Below are 16,512 nucleotides of genomic sequence, written 5' to 3' on the forward strand. Positions count from 1 at the left end.
CACATAAAACCAAACCCAATGCCATTTGATAAAAGGATTCCCGTTTTTCCGCATTTCAAACGTAGTCCTACAAATTAAATATCGTTTACAGAGAGAGCATAAGCCAAACACGCTTCTCCTGCATTTTATTCATAGAATGTTCCCCTTTTGCAACGCTCATTTTTCCAGCCGGCAATGATAACGAGTCCCTTCCGACCTTCATAATTATAATATTATAATATAGCCCGACTTTAAACGCAATTAATTTCCAAACAAAATTTGCCTTTTCTTTTCCCTTATCCTTGAATAATATTTGTTTTTTTATGTTATTCATAGTAAAATTAAATTTAAAGCAAAATTTTAATAATTAATCTGGGCAAAAATTATCATCTAATTTATGCCTTACAATACATCATGATCATTGACAGATGCAATGTATCACCTAAAAATTTTAATTTAATATGAAGCTATTAGGAGGAACAATAATGCTGGCTTTTACCGTTTATGATACAAAAAAAATCATGGCATATTTATTAAAAGGAGATATTTTTGATCACTTTGCCTTTCGTCAAGCCGAAATTTATTCCTTTGCTTCCTTCTCCATAAATGGTACAAAGGATGAAACCCTTCTCACCGAAGAGGACAAGGAGCCATATTGCCTTTGGTCGGAAATAAAGCCCATTGTTTTTGAAACAGTGAAGGGAAAACGACTTCCCAAAAGTATGAAATTGGTTTTTTCCCTCACAAAAGAAAAAACCAATCGATACCCCAATGCAAAAGCGGTTTTTTTGAACCTTTTATTCCGGGAAGGAACCCTTTTGTGTACCACCTCCGTGGCAGAAGAAACCTTTTCTTTAGAACAAAAGGCAAACAAACAGTGGGATGAAGATATTTTAGCTTTTTTTAAAAAACATGAAGTTACAATTCAAATCGAAACGTAACGTACTTTGTTAGCACTCAATCAAATTGAGTGCTAATTTTTTATTGACTTTTTCCCAAATAGTGACTAAAATTAGAAATATATTATACAAGCTACAAACAATCTTTGTTTTAGGAGGTCATGTAACATGAACGAAAAAGGAAATCTATCCATAAACAGCGAAAATTTCCTGCCGATTATAAAAAAATGGTTGTATACCGACAAGGATATTTTCGTTCGAGAATTGGTATCCAATGCTTGTGATGCCGTTACAAAGCTGCAAAAATTAGTCCTCATGGGCCAGGCGGAAGTTGCCGAGAATGACAAATTTGAAATTCGCGTTGTTTTAAATCAAGATCTTCAAACGCTTCAAATTATCGACAATGGTATCGGTATGACCGCCGATGAAATCAAAAAATACATTAACCAAATTGCCTTCTCCGGCGCAACGGATTTTCTTGCAAAATTTCAAGAAAAGGCGGAACAGGAAAATGAAATTATCGGTCATTTTGGTTTGGGCTTTTATTCCGCCTTTATGGTCGCAGATCAAGTTGAAATTGATACCCTTTCCTATCAAACAGGGGCCGAAGGCGCAAAATGGATTTGTCAAGGCGGCATTGATTATGAAATGGATGGCGGAACAAGGGAAACACGAGGTACTACCATTACCCTTCATTTAGGAGAGGACGGAAAAGAATTTTTAGAGGAATCCACCCTATATGCAGCCCTTCAGAAATATTGTTCCTTTATGCCGGTTCCTATTTTTGTTGAAATTATCAAAGAACCAACTGAGGAAGAAAAAGCAGCTGCAAAAAAAGAATCCAATACGCTCCATGTGTCTGCCGAAGAAGCACAAACCTTAACAAAGGAGGATGCTTTAGAAAAGCTGGAAGCAAAAAATGCCGAAGAGTCACAGGAGCCTAAGCCGCTCAATGACACCACCCCCCTGTGGCAAAAGCAACCGAAGGATTGTACCGATGAAGAATATAAAGCTTTCTATCATAAAGTGTTTTTTGACATGAATGATCCTCTGTTTTGGATTCATTTGAATATGGATTACCCCTTCCGTCTAAAAGGAATTTTGTTCTTCCCTAAACTGGTTGAGCATATGGACGTTGTGGCGGGGGAAATTAAGCTCTATTCCAATCAAGTATACATTGCAGACAACATTAAAGAAGTCGTTCCCGAATTTTTGCTTTTGCTAAAAGGCGTTTTGGATTGCCCTGACATGCCCTTAAACGTATCCCGCAGCGCTTTGCAAAATGATGGCTATGTTGAAAAAATGAATACCTACATTACAAAAAAAGTTGCGGATAAGCTGACGCAGCTCTTCAAAAATGAACGCACCACATATGAAAGCTTCTGGGATGATATTGGTATTTTCATCAAATATGGCTGTATGCGGGAAGAAAAATTCTACGATAAGGTAAAGGATGCGCTATTGCTCAAAACCACCGATAATGCATACGAAACCCTTGGGGAATATTTGGAGAAGAATAAAGAAAAGCATGAAAACAAGCTGTTTTTTGTTTCCGATGAAAACTTGCAGGCGCAATATATCCGCCTGTTTAAGGAGCAAGGTCTGGAAGCCGTAATTCTCTCTACTTCCATAGACAAACCCTTTGTTTCATTTTTGGAATACAAAAACTCCGGCGTGAAGCTGCAGCGTATAGACGCTGACATCACAGATACCTTGCAGAAAAAAGAAGATACTGAAAAATCGGAGGCTAAAAAACAGGCGGACGAATTTACAAATACACGAATGGAAACATTATTCCGCAGCCTTTTGCATAACGATTCCTTAAAGGTTACTGTGGAAGCATTAAAAGCAGTAAACATTTCTGCCATGCTTCTTTTAAGCGAAAGCTCTCGACGCATGATGGAAATGATGGAGGCATACGGGAATGCGAAAGATTTAAAAGCAATGTTTTCTGAAGTTAAGCCCGAAGAAACTTTAGTCCTCAATCGTTCCAACGGCCTGGTGAAACACCTGATAGATATGAGCGAAAAGGAAGAAAAGCAACAGGATGTTGAAACATTATGCCATCATATCTATGACCTGGCCCTTATGAGCCATCGTTCCCTCACAGCTGAGGAAATGACAAATTTTATTGACCGTAGTAACACGCTGTTGGAAAAACTAGCATTCTTTGAAGCAAATAAATAATATACAAATAATTTTGTATTATATGAATAAAACTTTTCTAATCAAAAAAACGAAGTATAAAAGCAGGACAAAATTGTCCCGCTTTTATACTTCGTTTGCAAATTACTCTCCCCTAGGCGAAGCTATTTTTTTTTTGCAGTTTTTTCGGCATTTTTTTTAAATTTTGAAGATAGAACGCCATTACTTATTACAATTTTTTTAGCGATTTATCAATTTATCCAATGATATATTTTAAATAGAAAATATCATAGGAATATTGCATATTAATTATTTAAAATATTAGATTTTTTTGTAAAAATTACCATTAAAATTTTATTTTAGCAGTTTAAAGTAATTAAGTTGACGAAAAGATTAAAAAAAATTTTTCGAAGTTGTAATACCACTTGTAAACAGTGTATAATTACTAATAACAAGTTGTAACAGGAGGTGAAATATGACAAAAGAAACATTCCTAGAAAAACTATTGCCGTCATATCAAACATATTTTGACATACAATACAATGTCAATATTGACACAAGACAATATCCCGCCATTGCACAATTTCACTCCCGCCAGGAAAAATACGTCTTGGTTCATTCCGCTAAAATTTGGGCAACAGAAATGAACGAATATGCATATTTTGCTTTTGCAGATGTTCCAACCATTGATGATTTTTTATCCCTGAAAAAGGATGTCCTTCAATTGGGTTTAGCACAAATTAAGCCCCACAGCGAGCATATGTATTCTTATGTTACGTTAATTATCGTGGCAGATTTACTGCCAGAAGAAATAATCAAGGAAATAGAAAAAGCTAAGTACCATAAAACCTATTTGTTTTCCATCTATGGATGGATGCATCTGAGGATTGCTGCGGTAGACCTCAGCAACGGAAAAGTCTACTCAAATAAAAGGGGAAAAGAGCTCCTGCCGTTGCTGCAAAATATTTTATCTTAATCATCTATATTTTGTTTTCTTGAATAACCTTGGGAAGGAGGATATTTTATGAATTCACTGGTATTATTACTTATCTCCATTGTCGTACTTTTTGTTGGATACATTACATACGGCAGCTGGCTGGCAAAAGAATGGGGGGTTGATCCCTCAAAAGAAACACCTTCACACACAGAGCAGGACGGTGTAGATTATGTCCCTGCAAAAGCTCCTGTATTAATGGGACACCATTTTGCATCCATCGCAGGTGCTGGCCCAATCAACGGCCCTATCCAGGCTGCTATCTTCGGCTGGGTACCTGTATTGCTTTGGATCCTCATCGGTGGTATTTTCTTTGGTGCCGTACAAGACTTTTCATCAATTTTTGCATCTATCCGCCACAAAGGAAAATCCATTGGTCATGTTATTGAGCAAAATGTGGGCGCAAAAGCAAAAAAACTGTTTCTAATTTTTGCTTATTTGACACTGCTTCTGGTAGTTGCTGCATTTGCAAGTATCGTTGTAGGAACCTTCAACGGCTTTACCCCTGAGGGAGAACTCGTTCCCGCAAATGGTTCCACTGCAACAATCTCGGTATTATTTATTTTAATAGCAATTATTTTCGGTGCTTTGGTTTATCGTAAAAACGCACCTCTTAGTGTGGCAACCGTTGTTGGTGTCATTGCTATTATTGCTTGTATTGCCATTGGTTTGAATTTCCCCATTTATTTATCCGGAACAGCATGGTTAGTTATTATTTTAATTTACATCTTCATCGCTTCTGTAACGCCGGTTTGGATATTGCTGCAGCCAAGAGATTATTTAAATTCATTTTTACTCTATGGCATGATGATTGCAGCTATCATCGGTGTAGTTGGCAGTCACCCTACAATCAACCTGCCTGCATTCACAGGCTTTGCGGGTATTAACGGCAATAGTCAATTGTTCCCTATGTTGTTTATCACTGTTGCCTGCGGTGCAATTTCCGGTTTCCATAGCTTAGTTGGTTCAGGTACAACTTCCAAACAGCTTGACTCCGAAAAGGATGCTAAGGTTATTGGTTACGGAGGTATGTTAATCGAATGTGGTTTGGCAGTTATCGCCTTGATTACAGTAGGTATTCTTTTTGCTGATGGTGCTATGCCTAAAGGCACACCCACACAAATTTTTGCAACAGGCATTGCAACTATGATCGCTTCCATTGGTTTGGAATCCGCTTATAACGTAGCATACGCAATCATTATTTTAGCTGTATCCGCTTTCTGTTTGACATCCCTGGACACAGCAACAAGACTTGCAAGATACATGTTCCAGGAATTCTTTATTCCAGAAGGCACCGACCCTCATACATTAACTGGTTTCAAAAAAGTATGTGCTAACCCTTACTTTGCAACCCTGGTTACCGTTATTATCGGCGGTCTTATGGCTGTTGGCGGCTATGCAAAGATTTGGCCTTTGTTCGGTTCTGCAAACCAGCTGCTTGCAGCTTTGGCTCTGTTGGCTGCTGCTGCTTGGTTGGGTAACATTGGTAAGAACAACAAAATGTTCATAATCCCAATGGTATTCATGCTGGTTGCAACAATCAGTGCATTAGTTATCACACTGATCAAGAACGTAAAAGCCTTTTCAGCGGGAACCGCAACCATGTCCGCAGAGGGTCTGCAGATTATATTCATTGTTTTATTAATTGCATTGGCAATTGATCTGGCAGTGGAAGGTTGTCGGGTAATTTTTGGTAACAAAAAAACTGCATAAAATTCATTAAAAACAAAAATATAGATGATGGAAAACGGATGTCCCAAACTGTAAGTTAAAAAACTTATCAGCAGGGGCATCCTTTTCTTTTCCCTCAAACTCTTTTCGTGATTTAAACGCTTCAAAACTTCGTGGGAATTCATTTCTGCTATCTCTACCTATCTTTTTTCCCTTTGCTTTTATATCCCTTCGCTACCATGAACAAAAAAGGCAAAATAATCTTTGTTACATTGTCGAAAAAAAAGAGGCTACCCTAAAGCCATTCATGACTTTTGATCACCCTCTTTCTTTTATCATTTAAATCAAAGCTGAATTTCCAATTCCACAGGGCAATGGTCAGACCCCATAATATTGCTGTGAATCTTTGCGTCAATCAGCTTTTCCTTAAGCCTTTTAGAAACCACATAATAATCAATCCGCCACCCCGCATTATTCTTTCTTGCATTAAAACGATAGCTCCACCAAGAATACGCTCCGGTTGCATCAGGGTATAAAAAACGAAATGTATCAATAAAGCCCGCACCCAAAAGCTCTGAAAATTTCCCTCGCTCCTCATCGGTAAATCCGGCATTGTGCCGATTGGTAGATGGATTTTTCAAGTCTATCTCATTATGGGCAACATTCAAATCTCCACAAATAATAACAGGTTTTTCCTTGTCTAAATTCAAAACATACACCCGAAAAGCATCTTCCCATTCCATGCGGTAATCAAGTCTTGCGTTTTCCTGTTGAGAATTGGGTGTATACACCGTTATATGATAGAATTCTTCAAATTCCAATGTAATTACTCTTCCTTCCATATCATGGGCAGCAATCCCAATTCCATAGGAAACCGCCAAAGGTTCCTTCTTAGTAAAAACAGCTACTCCCGAATAGCCCTTTTTCTGGGCGTAATTCCAATATTGAAAATATCCCTGGGTTTCCAGTTCAATCTGGCCCTCTTGAAGCTTCGTTTCCTGCAACGAAAAAATATCTGCATCTACATCCTCAAAATAATCCCGAAAGCCTTTGCCCACTGCGGCACGTAAGCCATTCACATTCCATGAAATCATCTTCAACTGAAACACCATCCTCTCTTTTCATTTTATCAAAACCGTATTCCAGATAAAATATCCTTATGGTTAAACGATATTACAATTCTATCATAATAAGCAGTTTTTTCAACTACTTTACATATAAAAATCAATCATCACCTTTTTAAGTGAGCACCGCCAAATAATTTACCGAAAATTTTTCCTTTCCAATGTATTTTCTGCTTTATATTCTTTTATCAACAAAATCAAAGAATCATTCTTTCCCTGTTCTTGGACTTGTTTCTTACTGTAATTTAGTCTAAAATTAAATAAGACCGAAAGGAGTGAGCATTTTGAATATACAAATCTATGGCTCCAAAAAAAATTTCGACACAAAAAAGGCTGAGCGTTATTTTAAAGAGCGAAAAATATCCTATCAATATATTGATATTCATGAATATGGTATCAGTAAAAGCATTTTTGAGGCCGCAAAACGCTGCCTTCCTGTTGAAACCATGATAGACCGAAAGGCAAAGGCCTATCAAGCCTTGTATATGGATTATATCGACGAAAGTAAGCGGGAAGACACCTTGTTTGAAAATCCCAGTCTTTTCATGACCCCCATTGTAAGAAACGGAAAAGCCTTTACTTTGGGCTACTGCCCTGATATTTGGCAAGAATGGAACTAGACAAGGAGGTGATCCTATGCGCATAGGACTAGGACAATTGGATGTAGGCTTTGAAAATAAAGAATATGCCAAAAAACTTTGTGAGGAAATGATTTTTTCTGCTGCAAAGGCGCAGGTAGATTTTTTGGTTTTCCCCGAAATGACCTTAACCGGCTTTACCATAAAAACAAAGGAATTGGCCGAAGATTTCAGCAACAGTGAAACCCTACAATTTTTTAAAAAAAATGCAATGCTGCATAAAATGGCAATTTGCTTTGGCTTGCCGCTTTTGAGCTTGGAAAAAGCAGAAAACCATTGTGTTATTTTCTCTGAAACAGGGGATCTTCTTGCTGACTACGCAAAAATCCACCCTTTTTCCTTTGGTACTGAGGCCAAGTTTTATCAAGGTGGAACAAGTCTTGCTTCCTGCATGATAAAAGAATTTATTACAACTCCTTTTGTGTGCTACGACTTGCGGTTTCCCGAAATTTTTCAGATTGCATCCCAAACAAGCACCTTGTTGGTGGTGATTGCCAATTGGCCCATTTCCCGCAGGGAGGATTGGGCTGTGCTGTTAAAGGCACGGGCTATGGAAAATCAAGCCTTTGTCGTTGGTGTTAACCGCACAGGCAACGGAGGGGGCCTTGAATATTTTGGCGATAGTATGGTAATCTCCCCTCGCGGAATAATTCTTGCCCAAGCAAAAGAAGAAACCGGTCTTACCACTGTAGATATTTTCCCCGAGGAAGCCTTGACTTGTCGAAAAAAATTTCCATTAAAGGCCGATCGAAAACCCGACCTATATTGCAAACTTTTGCAACCCAAAAATGAAAGGGGTTTTTTATGATTCGTGTGCTTTTTATTTGCCATGGAAATATTTGTCGTTCCCCCATGGCTGAATTTCTGTTCCGAGATTTACTCATAAAAAAAGGATTACATCGTGATTTTTTTGTTGCCTCTGCCGCTACCAGCCGTGAAGAAATTGGTAATGGCGTGTATCCCCCGGCAAAGAAAAAGCTTTCCTCCTTGGGCATTGATTGCAGCGACAAAACCGCAAGACAAGTAACAAAGCAGGATTATGAGGCCTTTGATTATTTGCTGGTCATGGATGAGTATAATAATAAAAATCTAATGCGTATTTTGAGTGACGATCCCCAAAAGAAAGTGTACCGCCTCTTGGATTTTTCCTCTCGCCCCAGAGATATTGCCGATCCTTGGTATACAGGCAATTTTGATATTACCCAGGGGGATATTATGGAGGGTTTGGAGGCTTTTCTTGCTTTCGTTATAAGCCACCACTTGCAGCAAAATACATAGACACACCTCAAAATGGGTTCGTCAAAGCAAACCGCTTAGTATGAAAAAAGGGAAAGCCCAGTTGCTCTTTTCCATAAAATCAGCTTGGAAACTTTCGCAATTTGGGCTTTTTAATATGAAATCACTGCTTTGCCATTGCGTCCTTCAATTCTCTCACAAAATTACAAACAGGCTCAATACAGTCCCTGCCATGGACACCGATAATTTTCACTATTGCACTGCCCACAATAACACCGTCTGAAACCCTGCTCATTTTTGCGGCAGTTTCCGGACTTGAAATGCCAAAGCCAATGGCACACGGAAGGGCATTCACTTCCTTAACGCCTTCAACCATCGCTGCAATATCCGTTGTAATTTCCGTTCTTGTACCTGTAACGCCCAAGGAAGAAACACAGTAAACAAAGCCCTCTGCCCCCGCCGCAATTTTGCTGATTCTATCCTTTGATGTAGGCGCAATCAGTGAAATCATTTTCACGCCATATTCCTGAAATTTATCCAGCATTTCTCCCTTTTCTTCAAAGGGAATATCCGGAAGAATCACACAGCAAATTCCATTTTCCTTACATCTCGAAAGAAATTTGTCAAGTCCATAGGTAAAAACAGGGTTTGCATAGGTCATAAATGCAAGTGGTACAAAAGAATTTTCTCTGATTTTTTGCACCATTTCAAAAATTTTATCCGTTGTTACCCCATTCTTTAACGCACGCTCGCTTGCTTCTTGAATCACCGGCCCTTCGGCAACAGGGTCAGAAAAAGGAATGCCCAATTCAATCAAATCTGCTCCTGCTTTTTCCATGGCATATACCAATTTTTCCGTGGTTTCAAGATCGGGATCACCGCAGGTAATAAACGGAATAAACGCTTTTCCCTGAGAAAAAGCATTATCTATATAATTTTGTGCAGTAGTATTATTCATAAATTTCAACCCCCTTGTATCTTGCGATTGCCGCAACGTCTTTGTCCCCTCGCCCGGAAACATTCACTACAATAATTTGGTCTGCCTTCATTGTGGGCGCAAGCTTCATCGCATAGGAAATTGCATGAGCGCTTTCAATTGCAGGAATAATCCCCTCAATTCTTGAAAGATATTCAAAGGCTTCCACCGCTTCATCATCGGTTACAGGCACATATTCCGCTCTGCCTGTATCCCTTAAATACGCATGTTCCGGCCCTATCCCGGGATAGTCCAACCCAGCAGAAATAGAATATACAGGCGCAATCTGCCCATATTCGTCTTGGCAAAAATAGGACTTCATTCCATGGAAAATGCCAACGCTTCCCGTTGCCATGGTTGCGGCAGTATCCTTTGTATCAACACCAAGCCCCGCCGCCTCACATCCAATCAACCTCACAGCTTTATCCTCAATAAAGTTGTAAAACGCACCCATGGCGTTGCTTCCGCCGCCCACGCAAGCAATGACTGCATCGGGCAGCTTGCCTTCCTTCTCCAGCATCTGCGCCTTAATTTCCTTGCTGATGACCGCTTGAAAATCCCGCACAATCAATGGAAAAGGATGGGGCCCCATAACCGAACCCAAAACATAATGGGTATCATCAATTCTTTTTGTCCATTCCCGAAAAGTTTCATTTACGGCATCTTTCAGTGTCATAGTTCCGCTGGTTACAGAGTGAACCTTCGCCCCCAACAGCTCCATACGGTAAACATTGAGCGCCTGTCGGTCTGTATCATGCTTTCCCATATAAACTTCACATTCCAACCCCATGAGTGCCGCTGCCGTAGCCGTTGCAACACCATGCTGCCCTGCGCCTGTTTCTGCAATAATTCTTGTTTTTCCCATTTTCTTTGCAAGCAGCACCTGCCCCAACACGTTATTTATCTTGTGGGAACCGGTATGGTTCAAATCCTCACGCTTCAAATAAATCTTTGCACCGCCAAGATTTTGTGTCATATGCTTGGCATAATAAAGATTTGACGGACGCCCCGCAAAGTTGTTGAATAAATCCGCAAGCTCCGCCACAAATTCAGGGTCATCCTTGTATTTATTATAAGCCTCCTCCAGCTCAATCACAGCGTTCATCAAGGTTTCGGGAATAAATTGCCCACCGAACGCTCCAAATCTTCCGTTTATTTCAGTCATAAAATCAATCCTTCCTTTTATAATAGTTTTGCAAGGGCCACCACGCCCATAAATTTCATCTCATCCTTATACCCCTGGGTTTCACAACCGCTGCTTACATCAAATGCAAAGGGATTGCAGGTTCTTCCCGCCTTGCCAATGTTACTCGCATTTAACCCCCCTGCAAGAAAATAAGGCTTTTTGATTGGCGGAATGATTCTATGGTCAAAGGTTTCTCCGCTTCCGCCATAATTGCGCTCGTGGAAGGTATCTAATAAAAGATACTCACACGGAAGTGCTTCCGCCGCAAGAATTTCCTCCGCATTTTTTACTCTGACCGCCTTGATAATGGGCTTTTGAATAACCTCCTTTAACCGTATCATGTACTCCTCATCCTCATCCCCATGAAGTTGAACCATATCTATAATTCCTTGAGAACACAGACTTTCAATCAAAGAGATCTCCCCATTTACAAATACCCCTACGGCTTTTATGCCTGAATGAAGCAATTTTTTCAATTCTGCCGCTTTTTGGGGGGTAACATATCTGCGGCTGGGAGGATAAAACACAAACCCAATAAAATGAGGCTTGTATAAATTTGCCATTGTAATATCTTCTTCGCGGCTTAAGCCGCAGATTTTAATTTTCATAGCGCTCCTTTCAGAGCATCAAGCTCTTTCTTCTTATTTTTCGCCCGCATTAAGGTTTCGCCAATCAAAACAGCATCGATACCTGCATTTCTTATTTCAGCAATATCCTGGGCAGTTTTGATGCCGCTTTCCGCAACATAAATTACATCATTTGGAATATGTTTTTTCAGCCTGATGCAGTTATGAATATCCACAGTAAAGTCCTTCAAATTTCGATTGTTTACACCAATTACCCTTGCCCCCGCCTTCACCGCCGAGGCAATCTCTTTTTCATCATGGGCCTCCACAAGGGCACTCAGCCCAAGGCTGTCACAAATTTCAAGATACATTCTCAATTTCTCCGTATCTAATAAAGCACAAATCAGTAGTATTGCCGAAGCCCCCAAGGCCTTTCCTTGATAAATCATATATTCATCCACCGTAAAATCCTTGCGCAAAAGGGGAATTTGAACCTGTTTACTGATTTCCCATAAATATTCGTCCCGACCTAGAAATTTCGTTGGCTCCGTAAGCACGGAAATACAATCCCCGCCCGCCTGGGCATATTCCTTCGCAATTTCTAAATAAGGAAAATCCTTGGCAATTACGCTTTTTGAAGGACTTGCTTTTTTCACCTCGCAAATAAAGGCAAGGCTGTCTTTACGCAGCGCTTTTTCAAAGGCAAAGGGTGCTGTTGCTTTCACGTTTTTCCCAAGGTCTTTCATTTCCTCCAAAGAGATCACTTTTTTCTGTTCTTCCACACGCTTTAACGTGCTAAGAGCAAGATCATCCAGAATCATTGTTTGCCTCCTTCCAATCAGCCGTTGGTTGCCATTATAAAGGCCTCAAGCTTCGCCATAGCCTTGCCACTATCTAACATTGCGTTTGCAAGGGCAATGCCGGCCTGAATACTGTCACATTTTTCCGCAATATAGAGAGAAACCGCCGAATTCAAGAGCACCACATCCCGCTTTGCCCCCCGTTCTTTCCCCGAAAGAATATCCAAGGCAATGATCTTGTTTTCCTCTGGATTCCCCCCCACAAGGGCTGATGGCTCACAGTATTGAAAGCCGTAATCCTCAGGGTCAATCACACGGTTTTTCAGCTTTCCGTTGCGTATTTCACAAGCTGTTGTTGTAGTTGTCATGGTGATTTCATCCAGCCCATCATCCCCGCATACTACCATACCCGATTTCACTCCAAGATTTAACATAACCTGAGCAAGGGGACGTACCAGCTCCTTGTCATAAACCCCCATCAGCTCCATGTTTGCCCCTGCAGGATTTGCAAGGGGCCCAAGGATATTGAAAATGGTTCTGACACCCAAGCTTTTTCTCACAGGTGCAACAAAGCGCATGGACGGATGGTATTTCTGGGCAAACATAAAGCAAATGTTGTTTTCCTCAAGGCACTTTGTCATCACCTGGGTTTCCGCTGTAATGTTTACCCCTAAGCCCTCCAGAATGTCCGCTGCGCCGCATTTGCTGGAAACGCTTCTGTTTCCGTGCTTTGCAACAGGTACGCCTGCCGCAGAGATTATAAAGGCTGAAATGGTTGAAATATTAAATGTAAACGCTTCATCGCCGCCTGTACCCACAATTTCAAGCACATCCTTTTCATGGAGCAATCTTGTACAAGCCTTGCGCATTCCCTTTGCACTTGCAGTAATCTCATCAATGGTTTCCCCCTTCATGCGAAGGGCTGTCAAATACGCCGCCATTTCAGTTTCGGATGCGTTTCCCGTCATAATTTCGTTCATGACCTCTTCCGCCATTTCGGGAGAAATGTTTTTCCCCTCTATTGCCAGCTTGATCGCTTCTTTTATCATATAAATCCTCCTTATCATAAATCCAAAAAATTCTTCATAATCCTTGCGCCGTGCTCTGAAAGAATGGACTCAGGGTGAAACTGCAAGCCGTAAATTTGCTTCCCCTTGACCTTTACTGCCATAACCTCGCTGTCCACCTCGCCAAGAATCTCAAGGCGATCGGGTATTGTATTTCTCTCCGCCACAAGGGAATGATACCTTGCCGCTTTCATTTTTTGGGGCAGTCCTTTAAAAATTTCCGCCAAATTATTAATGTTTATTTCACTTTGTTTTCCATGCATTAATTTTTTTGCATGAATTATTTTTCCACCGTAAACCTCACAGATTGCCTGATGCCCCAAGCATACCCCTAAAATTTTGTACTTATCTCCAAGCTCCCGAATCACGTCCTCACTGATTCCTGCCTCATGGGGGTAGCAAGGGCCGGGGGAAATGATGATGCTGTCGGGATGCAGTGCATCAATTTCTTGCGGTGTAATGCTGTCATTTCTGAAAACTCTGATATCCTCGTCAAATTGATAGGCAAGCTGAACCAAATTGTATGTAAAGCTGTCGAAATTATCTATTACAACGATCATAAATCGTTCGCCTCCTTTGCGTTCACTATGGCATTGATTACAGCCTTTGCCTTGTTTTCGCTCTCCAAAAATTCCGTTTCACCCACGCTGTCGGCAACAATTCCAGCCCCTGCTTGAACGTAAACCCTATTGTTTTTCTTGACCGCCATTCTTATGCCAATGCAAGTATCCAAATTCCCCGTAAAATCAATGTATCCCAATGCTCCGCCGTAAACGCCTCTAGGGCACCTTTCTGTTTCTTCAATGATTTCACAAGCTCTCACCTTTGGCGCACCGGAAAGAGTTCCCGCCGGAAGAATTGCGCTGATTGCATCATAGGCATCCAAATCTTCTTTTAGCTCTCCGTTTACCTCGGAGCAAATATGCATTATTTTCGAATATCTAATGACCTTCATATATTCCGACACATAAACCGATAATGGCTTTGCAATTTTTCCAATATCATTTCTTGCCAAATCCACCAGCATATTGTGCTCAGAAAGTTCCTTTTCGTCGGCTATCAGTTCCCTCTCAAGGATCATATCCTCCTCCTCATTCAAGCCTCTTGGCCTTGAGCCTGCAATAGGAAAAGTGGAAAGCTTCCCATTTCTAAGCTTCACCAGCGTTTCGGGGGAAGCGGAAATAATCTGGCTATCATCACATTGCATAAACACCATATAGGGCGAAGGATTGGTCGTTCTGAGCACTCTGTAAGCGTTTAGCAAACTGTCGTGATATTCCGTTTCAAATCGTCTTGAAATCACCGCTTGAAAAATGTCTCCATCGTAAATATATTCCCGCACCGTATCCACCGCCTTGCAAAACTCCTCTTGGGTAAAATTGCTTGTAAAGTGGGGCACGCTTTTGGCATATACCTTTTGGGTAGGCATAGAGTCGGTGATAAAAGCGGAAAGGTTTTCAATATCCGACACCGCCTTACCGTAATTTTCAAGCACATTGTCCGTTTTCATGTTGACAATAATCAGAATTTTTTGCTTTAGATGGTCATAGGCAATCACCTTATCAAAAAGCATGAAATCATAATCATCCATTTCACTTTCAGAAAGCTTCAGTGTTGGCTCGCAATAGCCAATCATGGAGTAAGCAAAATATCCAACCAAACCTCCTGCAAAGGGCGGCATATCAAGAAGCCTCGGCGCTTGATACTCATGCATCAGCCCTCTAAGTGCGGCAAAAGGCTCCTCATCTATTTGACTTTGCTCTCCGTCCCTTTCCAGGGTAACCGTACCGTTTTTGCAGGTGATTCTCATAATCGGGTCAAAGCCCAGAAAGGAATATCTGCCCCACTTTTCGCCCCCTTCAATGCTTTCCAGAAGAAAAAAGCGTTGATAGCCATTGGAAATTCTTCTTAAAAGCGAAATTGGTGTGATGACATCGGCATAAATCTCTTTTGAAATTGGGATAATGTCATAGCTTTCTGCCAGCTTGCTGATTGTTTCTGCGTTTGGTTTGATACTCATATCGGTTCTCCCTCCCATTTTTGGTAATAAAAAAAGCCTTTGTCCCCTATACAAGGGACAAAAGCTTATAGCTTCTGCGATACCACCCAAATTACCTGTATTCAAAAAATACAGATCACTCCTTTTGCGTACAAACATACACACCCCACTGATAACGGACAGGGTTCCCGTCGGACATTACTCTCGCCATAGCGATTTCTTTCCGCCCTCACAAGTCCATTCGGAATAACAACACTGTCGCTTCACACCAGCCAGCGACTCTCTGAAAGTGATTTGTTATGCCTACTCTTCTTGCTCATCGGTTTCAATATTTTGCTTATTGTAACACTTGATTTTTCATCTGTCAAGTAAATGAATCAAAACGAATTGTAATTTTTTTGTAAAATTTACACAAATAACTCGCCTTTTAAATACAGCACCGCACCACCGCTAATGAGCACCCGCTCGCCCCCATCCTTACAATGCAATACCCCGCTTCTTTGGGAAACCTGCCCTGCCACCATGCTTTCCTTTCCAAGTCGCTTTGCCCAAAAAGGAATCAAGCTGCTGTGGGCAGAACCAGTCACAGGATCCTCATTTACTCCCAATTTAGGAAAGAAGCAACGAGAAACAAAGTCGTATTCCCTTCCCTTTGCTGTTACCACCACACCCAGACCTTCTGTAAGCGCCAGCACCTTTAGAAAGTCAGGCTCAAGCTGTGCCACTGCTTTTTCATCCTCCAATAGCAGGATCAAATCTCTGGAGAGATATGCCGCCAATGGCTTTCTTCCAATGGCTTTTTCCATTTCTTCCGTCACCGGGATTTCCTTGGGCATGCGGCTGGGAAAATCCATTTCGAACAATCCCCCCCTTTTTGCAACGGTTAAAATTCCGCTTAATGTGGAAAATTCCATCTCTTTCACATGGATATCAACAAAATTGGCTATAACAAAAGCTGTCCCCAGGGTTGCATGGCCGCAAAGATCAATTTCCGCCTTTGGCGTAAACCATTTCAAATCATATTTTCCAAGCTCTTTTTTGTAAACAAAGGCAGTTTCCGATAAATTGTTTTCTGCGGCAATCCTTTGCATTATTTCAGCAGAAATAGGTTCCTCAAGCACACAAACGCCGGCTGGGTTTCCCCCAAATACAGTTTCCGCAAAAGCATCCACAACAAAATATTTCATTAAAAATCCCCTCTTTCCTTGTCAGCAAAATATATTTCCTTTATA

The 16,512-nt window shown here is 40.9% G+C and carries 16 protein-coding genes and 1 other annotated feature; of the genes, 7 read left to right on the forward strand and 9 right to left on the reverse strand.

Annotation, left to right across the window (positions count from 1 at the left end; genetic code table 11):
- Positions 1–464: 464 nt before the first annotated feature.
- From CLNEO_RS10110 to CLNEO_RS10125, 4 genes are all read left to right on the forward strand, one after another.
- Entirely contained in the window at positions 465–920 is a 456-nt protein-coding gene (locus CLNEO_RS10110) for a DUF5721 family protein (protein ID WP_066088241.1), read from the forward strand.
- A gap of 126 nt (positions 921–1,046) precedes the next feature.
- Positions 1,047–3,065: a molecular chaperone HtpG gene (gene htpG / locus CLNEO_RS10115; protein WP_066088245.1), complete on the forward strand. Its 2,019-nt coding sequence runs from the start codon at positions 1,047–1,049 to the stop codon at positions 3,063–3,065.
- A 433-nt stretch (positions 3,066–3,498) separates the two neighbouring features.
- Positions 3,499–3,999 (forward strand): hypothetical protein, encoded by a 501-nt coding sequence (locus tag CLNEO_RS10120; protein ID WP_066088247.1) that lies wholly within the window; start codon positions 3,499–3,501, stop codon positions 3,997–3,999.
- 48 nt (positions 4,000–4,047) lie between these two features.
- Positions 4,048–5,730, forward strand: a complete 1,683-nt coding sequence (locus CLNEO_RS10125) for a carbon starvation CstA family protein (protein ID WP_066088249.1) — start codon at positions 4,048–4,050, stop codon at positions 5,728–5,730.
- Positions 5,731–6,032: 302 nt separating this feature from the next.
- Here CLNEO_RS10125 and CLNEO_RS10130 read toward each other — a convergent pair whose 3' ends face one another.
- The gene (locus CLNEO_RS10130; protein WP_066088254.1) at positions 6,033–6,788 is read right to left on the reverse strand and encodes an exodeoxyribonuclease III; all 756 of its coding nucleotides are present in this window, start codon (positions 6,786–6,788) and stop codon (positions 6,033–6,035) included.
- 299 nt (positions 6,789–7,087) lie between these two features.
- Between CLNEO_RS10130 and CLNEO_RS10135 the strand changes: the two genes are divergently transcribed.
- The 3 genes from CLNEO_RS10135 to CLNEO_RS10145 are packed head-to-tail and all read left to right on the forward strand — an operon-like array spanning position 7,088 to position 8,728.
- Complete coding sequence (locus CLNEO_RS10135) at positions 7,088–7,432, forward strand: arsenate reductase family protein (RefSeq protein WP_334292153.1); 345 nt, start codon at positions 7,088–7,090, stop codon at positions 7,430–7,432.
- Between the two features lie 16 nt (positions 7,433–7,448).
- Positions 7,449–8,258: a nitrilase-related carbon-nitrogen hydrolase gene (locus CLNEO_RS10140; protein WP_066088260.1), complete on the forward strand. Its 810-nt coding sequence runs from the start codon at positions 7,449–7,451 to the stop codon at positions 8,256–8,258.
- On the forward strand, positions 8,255–8,728 hold the full coding sequence (locus tag CLNEO_RS10145) for a low molecular weight protein-tyrosine-phosphatase (RefSeq protein WP_066088263.1): 474 nt from the start codon (positions 8,255–8,257) through the stop codon (positions 8,726–8,728). Before CLNEO_RS10140 ends, CLNEO_RS10145 begins: the two co-directional genes overlap by 4 nt.
- 121 nt (positions 8,729–8,849) lie before the next feature.
- On the opposite strand, the gene trpA is transcribed toward CLNEO_RS10145, so the two are convergent.
- The 8 genes from trpA to CLNEO_RS10185 all read right to left on the reverse strand — a co-directional run bounded on the left by trpA (position 8,850) and on the right by CLNEO_RS10185 (position 16,467).
- Positions 8,850–9,644 carry a tryptophan synthase subunit alpha gene (gene trpA / locus CLNEO_RS10150; RefSeq protein WP_066088266.1) on the reverse strand — a complete coding sequence of 265 codons (795 nt, stop codon included), beginning with the start codon at positions 9,642–9,644 and terminating at the stop codon, positions 8,850–8,852.
- Positions 9,637–10,827 carry a tryptophan synthase subunit beta gene (gene trpB / locus CLNEO_RS10155; RefSeq protein WP_066088270.1) on the reverse strand — a complete coding sequence of 397 codons (1,191 nt, stop codon included), beginning with the start codon at positions 10,825–10,827 and terminating at the stop codon, positions 9,637–9,639. Before trpB ends, trpA begins: the two co-directional genes overlap by 8 nt.
- 17 nt (positions 10,828–10,844) lie before the next feature.
- Positions 10,845–11,456: a phosphoribosylanthranilate isomerase gene (locus CLNEO_RS10160; protein ID WP_066088273.1), complete on the reverse strand. Its 612-nt coding sequence runs from the start codon at positions 11,454–11,456 to the stop codon at positions 10,845–10,847.
- A complete protein-coding gene (trpC, locus tag CLNEO_RS10165) occupies positions 11,453–12,235 on the reverse strand; it encodes an indole-3-glycerol phosphate synthase TrpC (RefSeq protein WP_066088276.1) in 783 nt (260 codons plus the stop codon). Before trpC ends, CLNEO_RS10160 begins: the two co-directional genes overlap by 4 nt.
- Positions 12,236–12,252: 17 nt before the next feature.
- Entirely contained in the window at positions 12,253–13,263 is a 1,011-nt protein-coding gene (gene trpD, locus CLNEO_RS10170; RefSeq protein WP_066088279.1) for an anthranilate phosphoribosyltransferase, read from the reverse strand.
- Positions 13,264–13,277: 14 nt separating this feature from the next.
- Positions 13,278–13,841, reverse strand: a complete 564-nt coding sequence (locus CLNEO_RS10175; protein WP_066088281.1) for an anthranilate synthase component II — start codon at positions 13,839–13,841, stop codon at positions 13,278–13,280.
- Positions 13,838–15,301 carry an anthranilate synthase component I gene (gene trpE, locus CLNEO_RS10180; RefSeq protein WP_066088565.1) on the reverse strand — a complete coding sequence of 488 codons (1,464 nt, stop codon included), beginning with the start codon at positions 15,299–15,301 and terminating at the stop codon, positions 13,838–13,840. Before trpE ends, CLNEO_RS10175 begins: the two co-directional genes overlap by 4 nt.
- 50 nt (positions 15,302–15,351) lie before the next feature.
- Positions 15,352–15,609: a binding site (T-box leader), on the reverse strand.
- Positions 15,610–15,687: 78 nt separating this feature from the next.
- Complete coding sequence (locus CLNEO_RS10185; RefSeq protein ID WP_066088284.1) at positions 15,688–16,467, reverse strand: PhzF family phenazine biosynthesis protein; 780 nt, start codon at positions 16,465–16,467, stop codon at positions 15,688–15,690.
- Positions 16,468–16,512 lie beyond the last annotated feature (45 nt).

It is taken from the genome of Anaerotignum neopropionicum, assembly GCF_001571775.1.
Classification (GTDB): Bacteria; Bacillota; Clostridia; order Lachnospirales; family Anaerotignaceae; genus Chakrabartyella; species Chakrabartyella neopropionicum.